Annotated in this window: 22 protein-coding genes; 21 read left to right on the top strand and 1 reads right to left on the bottom strand. The window is 69.4% G+C overall.

Annotation, left to right across the window (positions count from 1 at the left end; translation table 11 throughout):
* Positions 1-142: 142 nt before the first annotated feature.
* The 15 genes from EF387_RS32985 to EF387_RS32920 all read left to right on the top strand — a co-directional run bounded on the left by EF387_RS32985 (position 143) and on the right by EF387_RS32920 (position 9413).
* Positions 143-1009, top strand: coding sequence for an ATP-binding protein (locus EF387_RS32985; protein WP_162467247.1), 867 nt, complete (start codon positions 143-145; stop codon positions 1007-1009).
* Between the two features lie 12 nt (positions 1010-1021).
* On the top strand, positions 1022-1471 hold the full coding sequence (locus EF387_RS32980) for a hypothetical protein (RefSeq protein ID WP_128380331.1): 450 nt from the start codon (positions 1022-1024) through the stop codon (positions 1469-1471).
* A gap of 176 nt (positions 1472-1647) precedes the next feature.
* Positions 1648-1905 carry a hypothetical protein gene (locus EF387_RS32975; RefSeq protein ID WP_128380330.1) on the top strand — a complete coding sequence of 86 codons (258 nt, stop codon included), beginning with the start codon at positions 1648-1650 and terminating at the stop codon, positions 1903-1905.
* On the top strand, positions 1902-2537 hold the full coding sequence (locus tag EF387_RS32970; protein WP_128380329.1) for a GGDEF domain-containing protein: 636 nt from the start codon (positions 1902-1904) through the stop codon (positions 2535-2537). The genes EF387_RS32975 and EF387_RS32970 overlap by 4 nt, the downstream gene beginning before the upstream one ends.
* Positions 2534-3034: a hypothetical protein gene (locus EF387_RS32965; RefSeq protein ID WP_128380328.1), complete on the top strand. Its 501-nt coding sequence runs from the start codon at positions 2534-2536 to the stop codon at positions 3032-3034. The genes EF387_RS32970 and EF387_RS32965 overlap by 4 nt, the downstream gene beginning before the upstream one ends.
* On the top strand, positions 3031-3183 hold the full coding sequence (locus tag EF387_RS46800; RefSeq protein ID WP_155589795.1) for a hypothetical protein: 153 nt from the start codon (positions 3031-3033) through the stop codon (positions 3181-3183). Before EF387_RS32965 ends, EF387_RS46800 begins: the two co-directional genes overlap by 4 nt.
* Entirely contained in the window at positions 3180-3575 is a 396-nt protein-coding gene (locus EF387_RS32960) for a hypothetical protein (protein WP_128380327.1), read from the top strand. Before EF387_RS46800 ends, EF387_RS32960 begins: the two co-directional genes overlap by 4 nt.
* A gap of 31 nt (positions 3576-3606) precedes the next feature.
* Positions 3607-3957, top strand: coding sequence for a hypothetical protein (locus EF387_RS32955; protein WP_128380326.1), 351 nt, complete (start codon positions 3607-3609; stop codon positions 3955-3957).
* Positions 3958-4103: 146 nt separating this feature from the next.
* On the top strand, positions 4104-4886 hold the full coding sequence (locus EF387_RS32950) for an NUDIX domain-containing protein (RefSeq protein WP_128380325.1): 783 nt from the start codon (positions 4104-4106) through the stop codon (positions 4884-4886).
* A gap of 58 nt (positions 4887-4944) precedes the next feature.
* The gene (locus EF387_RS32945) at positions 4945-5430 is read left to right on the top strand and encodes an ASCH domain-containing protein (RefSeq protein WP_128380324.1); all 486 of its coding nucleotides are present in this window, start codon (positions 4945-4947) and stop codon (positions 5428-5430) included.
* Positions 5431-5532: 102 nt separating this feature from the next.
* Complete coding sequence (dnaN, locus tag EF387_RS32940) at positions 5533-6657, top strand: DNA polymerase III subunit beta (protein ID WP_128380323.1); 1125 nt, start codon at positions 5533-5535, stop codon at positions 6655-6657.
* A gap of 212 nt (positions 6658-6869) precedes the next feature.
* The gene (locus tag EF387_RS32935; RefSeq protein ID WP_128380322.1) at positions 6870-7298 is read left to right on the top strand and encodes a DUF4326 domain-containing protein; all 429 of its coding nucleotides are present in this window, start codon (positions 6870-6872) and stop codon (positions 7296-7298) included.
* Entirely contained in the window at positions 7295-7915 is a 621-nt protein-coding gene (locus tag EF387_RS32930; RefSeq protein ID WP_128380321.1) for a hypothetical protein, read from the top strand. The genes EF387_RS32935 and EF387_RS32930 overlap by 4 nt, the downstream gene beginning before the upstream one ends.
* Positions 7908-8795 (top strand): DUF5131 family protein, encoded by an 888-nt coding sequence (locus EF387_RS32925; protein ID WP_128380320.1) that lies wholly within the window; start codon positions 7908-7910, stop codon positions 8793-8795. Before EF387_RS32930 ends, EF387_RS32925 begins: the two co-directional genes overlap by 8 nt.
* A 165-nt stretch (positions 8796-8960) precedes the next feature.
* Complete coding sequence (locus EF387_RS32920) at positions 8961-9413, top strand: hypothetical protein (RefSeq protein ID WP_128380319.1); 453 nt, start codon at positions 8961-8963, stop codon at positions 9411-9413.
* A gap of 282 nt (positions 9414-9695) precedes the next feature.
* Here the strand turns inward: EF387_RS32920 and EF387_RS32915 are convergent, their stop codons facing one another.
* The gene (locus EF387_RS32915; RefSeq protein WP_128380318.1) at positions 9696-10898 is read right to left on the bottom strand and encodes an IS110 family RNA-guided transposase; all 1203 of its coding nucleotides are present in this window, start codon (positions 10896-10898) and stop codon (positions 9696-9698) included.
* A 213-nt stretch (positions 10899-11111) separates the two neighbouring features.
* On the opposite strand from EF387_RS32915, the gene EF387_RS32910 reads away from it, so the two are divergent.
* From EF387_RS32910 to EF387_RS32885, 6 genes are all read left to right on the top strand, one after another.
* Entirely contained in the window at positions 11112-11306 is a 195-nt protein-coding gene (locus EF387_RS32910) for a helix-turn-helix domain-containing protein (RefSeq protein ID WP_128380317.1), read from the top strand.
* A gap of 351 nt (positions 11307-11657) precedes the next feature.
* Entirely contained in the window at positions 11658-12602 is a 945-nt protein-coding gene (locus EF387_RS32905; protein ID WP_128380316.1) for a DUF1643 domain-containing protein, read from the top strand.
* Between the two features lie 439 nt (positions 12603-13041).
* Positions 13042-14238 (top strand): ParB/RepB/Spo0J family partition protein, encoded by a 1197-nt coding sequence (locus EF387_RS32900; protein WP_128380315.1) that lies wholly within the window; start codon positions 13042-13044, stop codon positions 14236-14238.
* Positions 14239-14253: 15 nt separating this feature from the next.
* Positions 14254-15099, top strand: coding sequence for a ParA family protein (locus EF387_RS32895; RefSeq protein ID WP_128380314.1), 846 nt, complete (start codon positions 14254-14256; stop codon positions 15097-15099).
* Between the two features lie 220 nt (positions 15100-15319).
* A complete protein-coding gene (locus EF387_RS48705) occupies positions 15320-17221 on the top strand; it encodes a DUF2637 domain-containing protein (protein WP_238431834.1) in 1902 nt (633 codons plus the stop codon).
* Positions 17222-17410: 189 nt separating this feature from the next.
* Positions 17411-17851, top strand: a complete 441-nt coding sequence (locus tag EF387_RS32885; RefSeq protein ID WP_128380313.1) for a hypothetical protein — start codon at positions 17411-17413, stop codon at positions 17849-17851.
* Positions 17852-17854 lie beyond the last annotated feature (3 nt).

Here is a 17854-nt window from a genome sequence, read left to right as displayed (position 1 = left end):
GCCAGACCAGCCGGCTCCCTTGGATGGCGGATCACCTCCACATCCACTGCGGCGACCGCCACCACCTGATCCTGCGCACGAGGGGCAGGCGGCTCCAATGCCAGTCCTCCGTGCGCCTCCGACGCCCTTCTTGGAGGACTGCGTGCGCTCCCAGAGCGAGTCCGTACTCGCCCCGCTCTCCCTGCCCGACGGCCCGTTGCTACTCGCGATGATCGGCGCCGCCGGCAGCGGCAAGAGCCGCGTCGCCCGGGCGTTCCCGGCCGACTGGCGGCTCGAACTGGACAACTACCGCTGGCAGGCCACCGGATCGCCCGGAGACCAGACCGCGACCCCGATCGCGAGCGTGGTGTTCCGCGAATTTCTGGACGCCCGCCTCACCCGAAAGCTGCCCGTCCTGGCCGACTCCACGAACAGCGAGCGCGACGTGCGCGCCTACCTGCTCCGGCGTGCCCGGCACTGGGGGATGACCACCGTGGCGATCGTCTTCCGCGTCCCGGTGGAGGAATGCCTGGCCCGGCAGGAGACGCGCACGGAGACCAAGCAGGTGCCGCCCGACGCCGTCACCCGCCAGGCGGTCGGCGTGCCCACCCCGGACCAGTTGATCGACGAGGGCTTCCACCACGCGTACTACGCCGACGAACTCGACCTGCTCGGCCTGCTGCTGAGCCGCTCGGCCACCGCCGACCCCGACCCGCTCGCCGACGTACGGCGCACCTTCGGCGAGGACCTGGCCGCCGTGTTCGCCTGGCACCACGGGCGCGAGCACGGCTTCGCCACCGGCACCTTCGCCGTAGCCGACCGCGAGATGACGGTGCGCTGGATGGACGACGGTGACCCCTACGACCACCACTGGCAAGCCCGCCTCAACGAGGCCTGCACCGACGGTTGCCCGGGCCCAACGTGGGTGAAGGTCACCGACGCGGCAGACCTGCAGGACGTCTATCTCGGCGGCGCACCCGACGAACCGTGGTGCGACAGCTGCGACAGCCACCGCTTCACCGTCGGCTGACCGGAGGCCCCGATGGACGTCGTACTCGCCAGCCTCGTCGCCGTGACAGGCACCCTGGTCGCCGGCTTCGGCGGCATCCTCATCCAGCGGAACACCACCCGCAAGGATCAACTTCGCACCACTGCAGCCCGGTTCGCGTTCCAGCTCTCCGTCCACCGCGGGCACCTCTACAAACGCTGGGAGATAGCCCGGCGGGAGGACTCGGACCCCCGCGAGACGGAGGCTGCCAACGACACGAGCAACGCCTCCCGCGACGACGTCACGCTCCGCCTGTACGAGCTGCGCGTCTTGACCCGCAGTACGGAACTGCTGCGACTGGCCGATGCCGCGGTCGACGCGACTTACGCGGTGAAGCCGCGCGGCGAGGATCTATCGACGGTCACCCGGGCAGAGATGGACGCTCGCCGACACCGCGCCATCACCGCGGACCATGCGTTCCTCGCGGCTGCCGCCGCCTTCTGAGCCCTCTGGCCTTTACGCCGTAAAGACGCTGACGGCCCCCGCCCGGCGAGATGAATCCGCCGCGCTCACACACCGGACGTGATCCGGCTGCACCTGAACCGCACATGCGCAGGGCGCGCCCCTGGCCTGCAAGCACCGGGCGCGCCCTGCTCCCCCAACGAAGGAGGTCTCACGAGATGACCACAGCCAGCACCAGCACCGCAACCACCCACCCCGGACAGGTCGCTGCCACCTTCAGCGCGCCCGGGTGCAAGACCTGCGGCGGTCGCCGTGCCCGGCGTCTCGACTCCTACGGCGGAGGCCAGCCGCGATCCGACGCCGCCGCCAAGATGGCCGCCATCCGCCTCGGGGACGGCGCCCACGTCCACTTCAGCCTCACCGACGACTGCTTCGCCGTCGTCCGCGCCGTCGACCCGGACGAGGTGACCCCGTGATCACCGAGGTCATCGCCGCGGCCCTCCCCACTGCAGGTTGGGCCCTGACCACCGGACTGCTGGGCTACAAACTGCGCGCCGCGCGCCGCGACCCGCTCAGCCGCCTGTGGACCCGCATGCCGTGGATGCGCCGCACCGACCGGCTGATCCGCCGGCACCAGGCCACCCACGTGCTCATGCTCGACCTGGACGGCTTCAAGCCGGTCAACGACGTCTTCGGCCACCCGGCCGGCGACGCCGTCCTGCGGGCAACCGGCGCACGTCTGGCCGACTTCACCGCCCAACACGGCGGACGGCACACCGAGTGCGGCCGCCTCGGTGGAGACGAGTTCGTCGCCACCCTCACGCTCGACGACACCGACGTGGCGGCCTTCACCGACGGCCTGGCCCACGAGCTCGCCCAGCCCGTGCCGTGGCCCGGCGGCCCCCTCACTGTCACTGCCTCCATCGGCATCGTCGCGATCGCCGACCTGGAGCAGCCGTCCGCATCCACCGTGCTCAAGCGCGTGGACGAAGCCATGTACGCCGTCAAGAAGGCCCGAGGCGGACGCGGCCACCGCGCCCCGCGCCGCACCACCGCGACCACCGGCACCGAAGCGAGCCTTCAGCCGACACAGGGGGTAAGCCGATGAACTCGCAGGACAACGCCGTGATCCTGGAGGGCTTCCTCGACGAGGAGACCCTGCCCGGCACACGGGACGACGTCGCCCGTTTCCGCATCCACCTGGCGGCGGACGAAGACCGCGTCGACGAGGCCGTGCTGCCCTGCGTCGTGCACAACCCGGTCCTGGCCGTCTCCGTCCTGACCGAACGCAAGCGGGGAGACCTGCTCCGCGTCACCGGCCACCTCCGCCTCCCCCAGACACCGGACGGCGCCATATGGCTGGAGGTCCACACGATCGACGTCCTCCACCCCACGCTGCTCACCGACCCCACCGACGAGGAGGTCACACCGTTCGTCGAGCGCTACGCCTCCTACGTGACCCTCTACGAGCCCGACGGCCTCACCCACGTGTGGCACGAGAGCGGCGAACAGGTCGGCGTGACCGATGACCCGTCGGAGATCAGCGACCTCATCCACGCCTACGAGCACCCCACCGCCTCCGGCGAGACAGGAGGCCTCACGTGATCGACATCGCGTACGCCTGCGCTCTCTACCCCATCGCCGGCTACCAGCTCACCGCAGCCGCCCTGCGCGCCGCTCTCACGGCGGCCGCCGGCGACAAGCGCGACCAGACCCGCGAACCCCTTGCCCAGGAAAAGGAGGGGCACCGATGAACAACACTCCTGAGATCACGCTCACTGGCGCGCTCGCCGAGCAAGCCGTCCTCGACGACGGCGAGGCCCGATTCCGCCTGCTGCTCGCACCCGAGGGCGACGACGGCCAGGAGCTCACCCCGCAGGAACACGACGTCCGCGAAGCGGTCCTCCCTTGTTCCCTGGCCGATCCCTTCTACGCGGCCGACGTCGCCGCGCTCCCGCCCGGAGCCCCGCTCAAGGTCACCGGCTACCTCTCCCTGCCCGACCAGCCGACCACGCCCCTGCGCCTGGTCGTGCTCACGGTCCAGCCCGAAGACCCGGAGCACGAGGCCTTCGCCGACCCTGCGCCCCCTCCCTCGCAGCGCCCGGCACTGCGCCTCGTCCGCGCCAGCGAACCAACCGCCCACTGAACCACCGCACCCCGTGACCGAAGGACTTCCGATGGCGATACCCGCCACCCCCGCAAACCCGCTGGACCTCACCACCGCCGTTGCCCTCCACCTCCTGGCCGCCGGCTTCCCCGCCGACGACATCAAGCTGCGTACCGACATCGCACCCGACGACCTGTACCGCCTCGCCGCCCTGCACAACGTGACCGCCCCGCACGGCACCGTCGAGGGCTTCGGCTGCCACCAGGCCCGCCGCGAATCACCTTGCGAGCAGTGCGCACCCCTCGAAGCCCGCTTCGAGGCCCAGGCCCGAGCCAGGCAGCGCATCGCAGACGCCGAACGCACCCTCCACCGGCAGCCCGCCGGTCGCCGCGGCCGCCGCAGCACTCGCACTCGCGCATAGCCCCCGTCCGGCCCGGGGCGGCCGTCGACCTCCGAGCCCGGCCGCCCCGGATGCCCTCCCCCCCCGTCCCGCCCGCATGACCCCGCGCTGGGACAGAGCCAATCGGCTCAAGTGCCTGTTTCTGAAGCCCCGTATCGGGAGGAATCATGAATACGACCCGCAACGCCGCTGACGTCGTGGAGCCGGACGGCTACGCCCCGGTCGACCACCCCGGCGTGACCGTCCCCGAAGAACTGCGCTGCTGGTCGGTGAGCTGGCCGGAGTACGCGCCGGTGACGATCACGCCGCCCGAGCTGCGGCCACTGGCGCTCACCCAGCACGTGCCCGGCTGGGCCGAGCCGCACGCCACGCCGGACATGGTGCGGGACTGGGAGCAGCGCCAGGCCGACGCCCTGGTGCCCTTCGAACTCGATGAGCAGGGGAGGCCGCTGCACCCGCACGGTCGCACCGGTCGCACCGGGCGCAACCTCGGCCGATGGGGCGAAAACCAAGCCGCCGACCCCATCGTGGTCGCCGGGACCAGTGAGCAGCGGTGGGTGCTGCTGATCACCCGCGACGACATCGGGGTGGAGGCCATCCCGGGGGGCATGGTCGATCCGGGCGAGACGGCCCCGAACGCCCTGGTGCGCGAGCTGCGCGAGGAAACCGGTATCGACCTCACCGACCAGCAGCCCACCATCCTCGGCCGCCAGGTCGTCGACGACTGGCGCACTACCGACCACGCCTGGGTTGCGTCCACCAGCGCGCTCTTCCAGCTGCCTGGACAGGTCACCGCAACCGCCGGTGACGACGCAGCGGACGTGTGCTGGTTCCCGTTCGGCTCCCTCGACCAGCTCACGGCAGCGGTCACCGCAGCCGGACGCACTCTCTACGCCGCGCACCGCCCGCTGCTGCAGCGCGCCCTCGAATACCTCAACCAGCAGTCATAGCCCCCACGCACAGGCTCCATCGAGGCCGCTGACCATCACCTTGCTGAAGGAGAACGCAATGCCGGAGTGGCACACACCCGGTCAGGCCAGCCTGTCCCCGCATGACGAACCCACCACCATCCGCGCACTGACCATCCATCCGCCCTGGTCCGACCTGATCGCCCTGGAGGACGAGGCGATCGCCAAACGGATCGAGAACCGCAGCTGGACCAGGAGTTGGCGCGGCACCCTGCTCATCCACGGCGGGCTCACCCTCGACGAGACGGCACTGAAACTGCCCGCCGTACGCGAGGCACTGCCCGACGACTACCAGCCGGTGAAGGGATTCGTCGTCGCGATCGCCGACCTCACCGGCATTCACCCCGACGACGGCCAGTGCACCCCCTGGTCGGAGCCAGGCTGTTTCCACTGGGAGCTCACCAACGTGCGGCGCCTCCAGCCGGTCAAGGCCCGCGGGATGCAGGGCCTGTGGACCCCCAGGCGGCCACTGCTCGACCAGGTCGCCACCGCCAACCCGGACCTCGCAATGCGGCTCGCCGCCTAGGCCCCGTCACACCCCACTCCCTCCAGGCCAGAGTCCACAGAGGGCCAACTCCCTTCCAGGCCTGAATCCCCCGACCGCAACACCACAGACAGGAAGCCGTTCGTGAAGCTCATCGTGGAACACTCCGCCCTCGCCGCCGCCATCGGCTACGCCTCCCGCGGCCTCCCCGCCCGGCCCCCCGTCCCCGTCCTTGCCGGGCTTCGGCTGGACGCGAGCAACGGCCAACTGCGCGTCAGCGGCTTCAACTACGAGGTCTCCGCGGACACCTCGGTCGCCGCCACCGTCACCAAGAAGGGGCGTGCCCTGGTCAGCGGGCGGTTGTTGTCCGACATCGTCGCCAAGGTCCACGGGGACGTGCACCTCGAACTCACCGGCCCCCGCATGGTCCTCCTCGCCGGAGCCGCGCGGTTCACGCTGCCCACCCTGCCCCTCGGCGAGTACCCGACCCTCCCCGAACCCGGAAGTCCCTCGGGCACACTGGCCGGCCCGGCGTTCGCCGAAGCCGTCGCCCAAGTCGCGTGCGCGGTCGGCAGGGACGACACCCTTCCCGTCCTCACCGGCATTCAGCTGCGCCACGACCAAAAGGACGGCACCCTGACCCTGGCCGCCACCGACCGCTACCGGTTCGCTGTGCGCACCGTGCCCTGGAAGAACAGCGACCTAGCCGCCGACTGCACCGCACTCGCCCCGGGCAAGACCCTCCTGGACGCCGCCAAGACCGCCGCCGCCGACACCACCATCGATCTCACCCTCGCCGGCGTCGCCGGGGCCGACAGCCTGTTCACGGTGCGCGGCGAGCACAGCACCACCACCCTGCGCGCCCTGGACGGCGACCTGCCCAAGTTCAAGGAATTGTTCCCGACCGAGTTCAACCACACCGCAACCGTGGAGATCACCGCACTCAAGGCCGCGGTCCAGCGCGTCGCCCTGGTCGCCAGCAAGGAATCCCCGGTGCGGCTCACCTTCACCGCCGACAACACACTCCGACTGGAGGCCGGCACCAGCGACGAAGCTCAGGCTGTCGACACCGTGGACACCACCCTCGAAGGCGGTGAAATCTCCGTTGCCTTCAACCCCGGCTTCCTACTCGACGGTCTCACCGCCCTCACCGCCGACTCCGTCGACTTCAACTTCGTCAGCGCCACCAAGCCCGCCCTCCTGCGCGGCCACGACACGGACGACCAGGCGCTGCGCTATCTCCTCATGCCAGTCCGCCTCACCGGCTGAACCCCAGCCCCTCCCCGGGTCTCGCGCTCGCGACTCCGACCGGCGCGAGGCCCGGTTCTTTACGCCGTAAAGAACCCAGGAATCGTTCCCGGAGCCGCCCTGCCTCGCCGCAGGGCCCCCTCCGCTGCGCCTACCACTCCGCCCCGCCCAGATCTGTGCGCGTTGGTAACGCGCCCCTCCCGACCGGGCCCGAACCAGGAGGATGAGACGCAATGGCACTCCTCTCCCAACAGGCCGTGGGGCCAACTCGCATCCAGCGCAAGCGAACCAAGAACTGGCGCGCTGGAAGCGCGAGGTGTGTCGACCGCAGCAGCCGCTACGGCAATCCGTGGCGCATCGTCGACGACGTCGCTCTCCTCGCCCCGGACGGCACCACGCAGCGCCTGGCCTCGCCCAGCGAAGCCCGCAAGGAAGCCAGCAGCCGCTACCGGGCCTGGCTGCACGGCGAAGGCCCCGACACCTACCGCGTCGGCAAGAGGACCTTCGACCGGCGCCGGGTCCACACCGACCTGTGGCGCCTCGAAAACCGTGACCTGGCCTGCACGTGCCCACTGCCCGGCGACGGCGAGGACGACCACTGCCACGCAACCGTGCTCCTGGAACTGGCCAACCACCCCGAGAGGACCAGGACGTGCACGTGACCGGCTCTGTACAGGCGCCGTCGCCGCGCGGCTACCGCGCCGCCACCCTGCACCTGACGATCGACGCCGCTGAGCACGCGCGCCGCCAGGAGGCCGGCCTCGGGCACATCAACGACTCGCACTGTGCCCTGCTGGATACCCTCATGTCCCTCCCACCCGGCATCCCCGTTCCCCACGATGACCTGACCGAGCGGCAGCAGGCCGACGTACGGCGCGCCCCCGCCGGGATCCTGGACCTGACCCTCGGCATCGTCACCCGGCACGCCATACGCCCCTGCCGCGTCGACCTCGCCACCGTCCACGCCACCTGCACCCGCGACAGCATCGGTCGGACAACCTCCTACGCGCCGTTCTGCACCCGCGCTGTCGTCACCCCCACACCGCCCCGCCGCAGCTACCTGCTGTCCGAGGCGAACCTCTGGGGAGTCGGCGTCTTCCTCGACCACGGCAACGGCGAGCTCGAAACACTCGTTGAACCCGAGCCGTGGCGACCCAAGCGACACACACCGGCCGCCTGGCGCTTCGCGGAGGCCGCGTACGCCTCCTACCTCACGCACACCCCAACCCCCGAGACGACCACAACCCATAGCCACGCAGGAGAACAGACCCGTGGGTGACAACACCTCCATCGAATGGACGGACCACACCTTCAACCCGTGGTGGGGATGCTCGCGGGTCTCACCCGGATGCAAGAACTGCTACGCGGACCAATTCGCCCGCCGCTGGGGCCTCGACCTCTTCCACCGCGGCGGCGAGCGCCGGATGCTCTCCGACCAGTACTGGCGAAAGCCCCTCGCCTGGAACCGCCAGGCGAAGGACACCGGCCGACCCCGCCGCGTCTTCACGGCCTCCATGGCCGACGTATTCGAAGACCATCCCCAGGTCACCGAGGCCCGCGAACGACTCTGGCAGCTCATCGGACAGACCCCCTGGCTGCGCTGGCAGCTGCTGACCAAGCGGCCAGAGAACATCGCCACCATGGCCCCGTGGAGCGACGCGTGGCCGGACCACGTATGGATCGGCACGAGCGTCGAAGACCAGCGCTACGCCGAGGAACGCATCCCTCTCCTCCTCAAGGTCAACGCGAGCGTCCGGTTCCTGTCCTGCGAACCGCTCGTGGAGCAGATCGATCTGGAGCCGTACCTGGCCGACGTCACCACCGGCGCGGGCATCAACTGGGTCATCGCCGGCGGCGAATCTGGTAGCAAGGCCCGCCCGATGAACCCGGCTTGGGCCCGCATCCTCCGGGACCAGTGCAACGCGGCGGGCACTCCCTACTTCCTCAAGCAATGGGGAGAGTGGGCACCGTCCGGCCGCATCGCAATCGGCGGGAATCAGCGCGGCCACGCCCTGGTGGGAGACCCGGTCGACGAACTCGGCCATCGCGTCGAGATGGTCCGCCTCGGCAAGAAGAAGGCCGGGCGCCTCCTCGACGGCCAACTGCATGACGCCGTGCCGCCCCTCAGCCCTGCCCGGGCGTCAGCATCCGAAGGCTGACTCCCCCTGCGGCCTTTACGCCGTAAAGACCGCCAGCCTCCGCACGCTCCTCCTCCACCGCCCGCCGACGACACCCGCACCGTTGATACCCGCCCTGGAGACCTGCCAGATGATCGGCAGCCCGGCTGACAACATGGGCGCCAGCCCCGACCTCGGGAGACACGAATGGACTCGACCGCACCGCCCCCCTTCCTCCCGCTGCCCCCGGTCCCCGACGCGCGGGCAGCTCTCATCCGTGACGATCCCGCCTGGTCTTACCGATCGGCGTGCGCAGCCGGCGGAGGCATCGCTCACCTCCGGGTCTGGAAGGCCGGAGACGAAGGCCACGTCGCCATCGTCACGGAAACCGGCCTCGGAGCCTCCACAACCAACAGCGCGGGCGAGATCTGGACCGAGCTCGCCTCCAGCCTCCCCGGCCCGCTGGTCCTCTTCGAGCACTGGCCCGCGGGCGACTGTGACGACCACGACCGCCTCGACCAGGTCGCGATGGAAGGCCGGCGCCCGACCTGGCGCCGCATCTGGCCGACCGCCCCGGCCAACCCCGACCACGACCTCTGCACGGCGTGGATGCAGGCGTACGGACACGACCTGCTCGCCACATCCAACCCAGCCGTGTGAGCAGCACGATCAGCTAGGCCCCGCAGCCGCCCCGAATCGCTGGAGTGGCTGCGGGGCCTAGCTTCTTGCGCTCCTCTACGTCGACACCTGCCCCCGACCCATCTCCTGGCCGTAGCTCGTGGACAAGGACGATCTCCTCCGTCTTTACGGCGTAAAGACTTCCGAGCCGTCTCACCGGGGGAGTGGGGGAAGGGCAGCACACCCACACAGACGGTCCACGGCCGAACAAGGCCACGGCCGTACCCATCGACAACCTGCCTTCAGGGAGTCTCAATGACGAAGTCAAGGCGCCTGCGTGACCGGTGGGGCGGGGGTGAAGAGTCGTCCGTCGCGCAGGAGGGCCCACAGCACGTCGGCTCGTCGGCGGGCCAGAGCGATGACGGCCTGGACGTGTTTGCAGCCCTCGCCGCGCTTCCTGAGGTAGAAGTCCCGGTTGGGGCCTTCGCGGATGATGCTGGTCTGCGCGGACAGGTAGAAGACGCGTCGCAGGCGGCGGCTGTAGCGCTTGGGACGGTGCAGGTTGCCGGTCCGGCGGCCGGAGTCGCGTGGAACAGGGACCAGCCCGGCTGCCGAGGCGAGGTGGCCGGCGTCCGCGTACGCCGTCAGGTCACCGGCCGCGACGACGAACTCGGCGCCGAGTATCGGGCCCATGCCGGGCAGCGACTCGATGATCTCTGCCTGCGGATGGCCGCGGAAGGTGTCGCGGATCCGTTTGTCGATCCGCTTGAGCCGTTCGTCCAGGGCCAGGATCTGTGTGGCCAGGTCGGCGACGATCTGCGCGGCGACATCCTCGCCGGGCAGCGCGGTCTGCTGGGCTCGGGCGGCTTCGAGTGCGGTCGCAGCGACATCGTCGGCGCCCCGCACGCTGCGGTTGGCCAGCCAGGCCGTCAGCCGTGCCCGGCCACGGCGACGGATCGCCGCCGGAGTCTGGTAGCCGGTCAGCAGGACCAGCGCGCCTTTGTGGGCGGAGTAGTCGAAGGCCCGTTCCAGTGCGGGGAAGACACCGGTCAGCACGTCACGCAGCCGGTTGATCATCCGTACCCGGTCGGCCACCAGGTCCGAGCGGTGAGCGGTCAGCAGGGCCAGGTCGGCGGCCAGCTGGGCGGGCACGTCGATGGTGGCGAAGTCCCGCCGCTGTCTGGTTGCTTCGGCGATGACGTAGGCGTCGCGGGCGTCGGTCTTGGCCTCGCCCCGGTAGGCGCCAGACATGCGGTTGACGGTGCGGCCGGGCACGTAGACGGCCTGCTGGCCGTGGGCCGCGAGCAGGGCGAGCAGCAGTGCGGAGGACGTGCCGGAGATGTCCACCGCCCAGTGGACTTCGTCCGCCAGGTCGAGGATCTCGCCGAGGGCGGCCAGGATGGCCGACTCGTCGTTGTCGATCTTCTTCGACCACAGCGTGGCACCGGTCTCGTCGACCACCGCTGCCCAGTGATGGCCCTTGCCCGCGTCGATGCCGCACCACACGCAGCCAGGTCGCTTGCCCACTTGCCCCTCCTCGTTCCGCACAGCATGCCGTCGGCCCGAGGAACACCCCGCTGTCATCTCCGTAATCAGCGACCGCACACGGCGCGCACATCTCAATCAGCAGCCAGGGCGCCCCGGAGAGCCGGGCGGCCACTCCTTGGAAGCCACTGAAGGCAAGCAGCAATGAGCCACACCCGGCCCTCCCGGGCCGCCCAACAACTTACGGAGGCAGCAATGCGCGACAGCACCGACTACATCGAACCCGGCGACCGCGCCGCCGTCTGGAGGGCCCTGGCCCGCGAGTACGCCGCGCAGAACTGGCCCCGACACGAGATCGCCTACGCCCTGTGCGTCGACGAGCCCACAGTCGACCGGCTGCTGGCCGCTGAAGGAGCGGCGCAGCAAGAGGCCACCACACCCGCCCCGTGACCAGTACAGCCGCTCGTACCTGGGCCCCTGACGGACCCGGCTCGTTCCAGGCCCCCGCCGGCGTGCGCGCCGTACGGGACCGTGACGGACGCCGCTGGACTCGCGGCCTAACCCGCTGGACATGCACGGGCTCGCACTGGATCCGGTGGCGTGTCCTCGTCGCCGAACACGGGCCGATCGCCGAAGACCTAGCCCCGTGATGCAGACGAGCGCACCACGGGAACCAGCCCGTGCCATCCCCCTCAAGTCCCCGCGTCAGGCCGCCCCCGATTCCCGTCGCGGCCTTCGGCCTGGCGGCCCCACTCAAAGCCACGACACCTTCGCGACCACCCGCCGTACGAACGGACAGCCATGGAATCCCCCGAACAGACCCCCACCGCGGCCCCAGAGATACGGCGCTCCGCAGTCATCTCGGACTGCGGCCAGTACCGCTATCTGCTGGTGCGGCAATGGAAGAACACCGGCCCCACAGCAGTGTTCGTGCTGCTGAACCCCAGTACCGCTGATGGGACCACTGACGATCCCACCAGCCGGCACTGCATCCGTTACGCCCGGAGCTGGGGCTGCGGCGCACTGCTCATCGTCAACCTGTACGCCTGGCGGGCGACCAAGCCGATCGAATTACGGACGGTCGAAGATCCGGTGGGCCCCGAGAACGACGCCTTCCTGTACGCCGCAGCAGCCACCGCCGAGGACTCAGGCGGGCCACTCGTCGGCGGATGGGGCACCCATGCCCGACCGGACCGCATCACTCAAGCCCTCGCGCTGCCTCACATGCACCGACTCAGCGCCCTCGCAGTCACCCGACTGGGTCAGCCCCACCACCCGCTCAGGCTGAGCAAGGCCCGGACACCTGCCCACTGGACACCGCCGAGCACCCAGGTCCCAACCACCCCGCCGTGGCAGAGCGAGCCCAGCACTGCGCTGGCCGTGGTCATCATGCGCCCCGGCCTCCCCGACATCCGGCTGGGTCCCTACGCGTACCCGCACCAGGCGACCTCGGTGGCGAGTAGCCTGCGCCTCCAGATGTGCAGCACCCAGCACGTGGACGGCACCACCGTGACCGTTCAGCCGTTCCGGCCGGACCTCACGTACCAGGATCCCCGCGTCCCGACGGATCCCTTCCAGCTCGCCAGCACGATGGATGAGGAGGAACCGAGCGCGGTGATGGGGCACGACTTCCCCGACCTGTGGGCACGGCTCCAGGCACAAGAGGGGCACGACCGGGCGAGTTCCATCTGGCGCGCTGCCTGCACCATGTACGACGCGATGCACAGCGAGTTCGCTTCCGAGTGAGGCCCGCCCACTCGTCCCGTGCGCCTCGCAGCCCCCCGGCCGACCCACACCACGAAGAGCCCCGCACCCTGGACACGTCTCCAGGGTGCGGGGCTCTTCGTGTTTCAGGGCCGATCTTTACGGCGTAAAGAGCCTGCTGTGCCCGACCGGGCAGGGGAGACCTCCGTGCTGACACAGCACGCTCCGTGCCTGGAACCCCGTGCGAGTGAAGCCCTGCGGCAGCGGCCAGCGCTCAGGGGGGTGATTCGGATTGCCCAGTTGACACGCTGGGCAGTGTGCCGATGGCGGACACCAGGTCTGCCACCAGGCCCTGCGACACCTCGCGACCCCGGTCTTTACGGCGTAAAGACCGGGGGAGTGCGAGCCATGAGGCGCCGCGCTCGTTAAGCTCCAGCCCGAGAAACCCCATCTCCCATCGAGTACCACCCCAGGAGCATGCATGGCCGGCGCCCAGAACGATCTGACCGTGGCGGAGCGGCGCAAGCTGAAAGAGGACGAGCGGCGGCGTGCCGCGGAGGAGGCGCAAAGGAGCGCTGCAGGCGAGCAGAATGCCTCAGGCGACGCCTTCGACGCACCGATCGAAGACCTCGCCCACAACCCCCGCAACGCGCGCGAGGAGCTTGAGGGGCTCGAAGGACTTGCGAGTACCTACGAGTCGGTCGGCCTGCTCCAGTCGTGCGCGGTGGTCCCGGCCGATGTGTTCAACAACGCCTTCCCGGAGAACGCGGAAGAAGTTGGTAGCGCCCGGTTCGTCGTCATCGGCGGTAACCGGCGGCTTGGTGCTGCACGGCTCGCCGGCCGGAAGACGGTCCCCATCCTGGTGAACAGGAAAGCCACAACACGCAAGGACATCCTGGTCGCGGCTGCCACGGAGAACCTCTCGCGCGAGGAGCTCAAGCCGTTCGAGGAGCTCGCGACCATTGAAGAGCTCAAGAAGGAATTCGGGACGTACGACGCGGTCGGCAAGGTCCTCGGGAAGAGTGCTGGATGGGTCTCCCAGCGCCGCCGGCTGCACAACCTCCAGCCTGAGGTCCGCCAGGCCCTTGAGCAGCGCACCCCTGGCATGACGATCGAGTTGGCCCGGTCCCTCGGCACGATCAAGGACCGTGACCGCCAGCTCGCTGCCTGGGAGACAGAGAAGGAGCTTGCCGCGGCCCGTGATTCGGAGCCCAAGCCGGACAAGGGGCGGGGGAACGATGGGGCCGGCCGGAAACCGGCAAAGAAGGCGGTCCCTCGGCAAGGCGGCACCGGGGTGGATGCACTGGACGAGGCTGCGAAGGCGCGGCGAGAAGCATGCCAGGCGACCGTCATGGATTTCAGTGAGGACGCATCCCGGCTCCACATCATCGCCCTGCAGACCTCCATCGACCCGGATGAAGCTGTCGCGCTCGCCTCTCAGTGGCTCAGCGAAGCAGGCGTCGGTGCCTCATCTCTGAGCCTCCCGACGCTTCCCGGCGATGAGGGCAAGGGCCGACAGGCGAGGGCCGCACTCGCACTCTCACTCGCGCGCTGCGAGATCCACATGTCGCGCAACGGCGGCAACGACGCCGCCCACGCCAGCGCTTACTTGGACTGGCTGGGCACGCATACCGACTACCAGCCGGCCGACGACGCCGAGCCCGCCCTCACTGCGTAACGACGGAGACCTTTCGTGACCACAGATACTCACCTCCCGGAGGACACGGGACGCGAGACCCGCGTGCTCGTGTGCACCAACGGCTCCGCAGGATCCGGGAAGTCGACGACCGCCGCCGCTCTGGCCTACGCCGCAGCCAAGAAGAAGAAGCGCGTCTGCGTCATCGGACTCGACAAACAGCGGGACATTTCTCGGCTGCTCGGGTACGACGACCCGGACGGAGACGAGGATCTCCCCACCCTGTACGACGTGGTGGACAAGATCTGCTCGCTCGCCGAGGCGGTCCTACCCGCCAAGAACAGCAAGACCAAGGAAGTGATCCCCAATCTGTGGGTCGTCCTTGAGTCGAAGAAGCTCGATGAACTGGAGTTCAAGCTCGCGGCGGAGACCGCGCGGGAACTCTGGATGTTCCGACTGATCGGTGAACTCAAAGGGCGCTTCGACGTCATCATCTTCGACTGCCCTGGCGACGTGAAGCTCGCGACGATAGGAGCGATCATCGCCGGTGGCGAAGTCGTCGGCTGCACCAAGTCCCAGGAGAAGGAGGCCCGCGGCCTCACGGAACTTGAGGACAAGATCGCCGACGTGGTGAAGTCGTACGGCCACACCGGCATGCCCACGGGCATCGACTGGGTGGTCATCAGCGAAGGCGTCGATCACAAGTCGCAAGGCAAGGTCTACAAGGACATGGAGGACCAGCTCCGGGAGGCGTACGGCGACATCGTCCTGGAAACGGTCGGAGACGATGTCAAGGTCCCCGAGGCGTACACGGCCGGCCAGCCCGTGACGCTCTACGCCCCGGACTGCCGGGCCGCCAAGGCCTTCACGAAGATCGGTCGGCAGATGAGTCTGTACCGATGAGTGCTTTACGCCGTAAAGACCACCACCCGACCCCCGGAGCCCCTGCCGGGGGTCGCGTCTTTACGGCGTAAAGAAGCAGCACGGGCTGCGACAGGAGCGCCCAAGCGATCACTTTTCGCTGACGATCCTCAACAGACAGCCCGCGAGACGCTACAACCCGCCACACATCGTGGGAGTGTGAGAGCTGCTCATTAGTGAGGCTCGAACAGGGGAGTGGTACGTGAGCGCGGGGAAGGGCGGCATACCCACGCTGACCCGGGTCCACCGGATCTTGATCGGTGTGGTGGTCTTCGGAGCGGTCGTCATCGCCGGGATCGGCTTCGCCGGATCGTACGCGGCCGTTCGTGAACTGGCCCTCAGGAAAGGCTTCGGGAACTTCGCCTACGTCTTCCCCCTCGGCATCGACGCGGGCATCTGTGTCCTCCTCGCCCTGGACCTGTTGCTCACTTGGATCCGCATCCCCTTCCCCCTCCTCCGCCAGACAGCATGGCTGCTGACGGCAGCCACGATCGCCTTCAACGGCGCAGCAAGTTGGGGCGATCCGCTCGGCGTCGCGATGCACGCGGTGATCCCGGTCCTGTTCGTGGTCGCCGTCGAGGCAGCACGGCACGCCATCGGCCGGATCGCCGACATCACCGCCGACAAGCACATGGAGGGCGTCCGCCTCACCCGCTGGATCCTCTCCCCGGTCCCCACCTTCCTGCTCTGGCGCCGCATGAAGCTGTGGGAACTGCGCTCCTACGAACAGGTCATCCGGCTCGAACAGGAGCGCCTGGTCTACCAGACCAGCCTCCGCTCCCGGTTCGGCCGAGCCTGGCGCCGCAAGGCCCCGGTCGAGTCACTGATGCCGCTGCGCCTGGCCCGGTACGGCGTTCCTCTCGCCGAGACGGCACCCGCCGGCCTTGCTGCCGCGGGCATCGACGAGTTGCCGATCGAGTTCACCTTCACCGTCGAACGGACACCCGCCCCGATCCGCGCGGAGGATCCCGCGCTCGAGGCCGCGGCCGCCCCACAAGAAGACCCGGGCCAACGGCGCACTGAACCAGACCAACCCGAGACGCAGGCCCCGCCCGCTGAACCGGACCCGTCACCCGATACGGAGCCGACCGACCAGGATGCAGCCGAGGGCTTCGCCGAGGCCTACCAGGCATGGGTCGCGAACTTCCAGACCGAGCCCACCGCCGCCCAGTTCGCGTACTGGCTCCAAGACCACGGCATCACCACCGCCGCCGGCGGCCTGCTCACCGAAGAACAACTGCAGCCTCTGCTCCAGGTCCTCAACCAGCGCTACGGTCCGTCGCCCGAACCCGCTGCCCAAGAGCAGCAGACGGACGACGAACTGTCCTGGCACGACTACTTCTACAACTCCTGGCTCATGTACGCGCAGGAACACGGCGCTTATCCCGACGCGGCCGCGCTCGCCACGTACGTCTACGAGCGGGACAACATCACCGGCCCGGACGGACGTCCCATCACAGGCGGGGACCTGAAGGCCTTCGTCGATGCCTTCCAGCAGCGTGAGTTCGACGAGGTAGACCCGCCCGTCGGTCAAAAAGCCGACGAGCCCTACGAGGACCAGGCCGACGAGCCTCTGCCGCGCGAAGAGGAGCCCGAAGCGGCGGCCGCTGGCGTGGGCTCGCAGCCGGCCAAGGGCCAGCGCGGGCCCCGCGTGGACGCCCCCATCGACGCTCCGCCGCCCGGTGAGGAGGAAGAGCCAGCCGCTGCGGGTGCTGAACTCACCACCGTCGACCGGTACTACCTGGCGTGGTCGGAGTTCCAGACGCAGCGCGGCGACGAACTCCAGTCGTCGACGCAGGAGGCCGAGCAACTGTCCGCTTTCCTCGCGGAGAAGAAGGGCATGAAGGGGCGCGGGGGAAAGCCGGTCAGCCCGTCCACCCTGCGCCGCTACCTCCTGCCGTTCCGGGTCTACAACCTGTGGGCCGAGCAGCGAGTGCGCAGCGACATTCCGTCGCTCGACGCCATTGCGCAGGAGTGCGCAGCCCAGGGGATCACTGCGCAGCACAACAAGCCCGTCACCACCGCCTACCTCGCCGAACAGGTCGAAGACTTCGAACGGCGCTGGCAGGTCCTCACGCACCACCATGCACAAGCACAACGTTGAGACCGCTGCCCGGCACCTGCGCAAGGGCTGATCCCACCCGCCCTCACAGGCTGCGCAATCGCAAGAAACCCCTGGTCAGCCATGCATTGCGCAGCTTTCTTGATCATTGCGCAGCCCGTGTCACCGGCGACCTGCGCAATCGCCGCCCTGCGCAGCGCGCACCCCACACCCTCGAACTCGGGAGGATCCATGCGAGCCCTGCTCATCGCCCCCGCCGGCACCGTCACCGAACTCGACCTCCCGGAGGCCGGCGAGCGCTCCGCGATCCGTGACCACGTCGGGTCGACCGAGGCGGTCGATCAAGGCCTGTACCACCCGCACGCCCTGCTGCACGTACACGGCAACGGGCAATCGATCGGCCTCGACAGCAACCTCACCGCCTGGGCCCTGGCGAGCGCCTGGCGAGGCATGCCCTTGTACCCGGTCCACGGGCCCGTCGTCGTCACCGGCCGTACGCAGGACGGGGAGACGAGCTCGCTGGACGACGAACTCGCCGCGCACGTACACGCGGTTGCGCAGACCGTGAGGGAGACGCGGGAGGCCTGGCAGGCACGGCCGCCCACGTCGAACGAGACGGCCGTGCGTGAACTGCTCGCCTACGTCGCCCGGGACGTCTCCGCCCACCGGTAGAGC

The organism is Streptomyces cavernae, assembly GCF_004023625.1.
GTDB classification, from domain to species: Bacteria; Actinomycetota; Actinomycetes; order Streptomycetales; family Streptomycetaceae; genus Streptomyces; species Streptomyces cavernae.
This window is presented reverse-complemented; position numbering and strand designations above follow the sequence as displayed.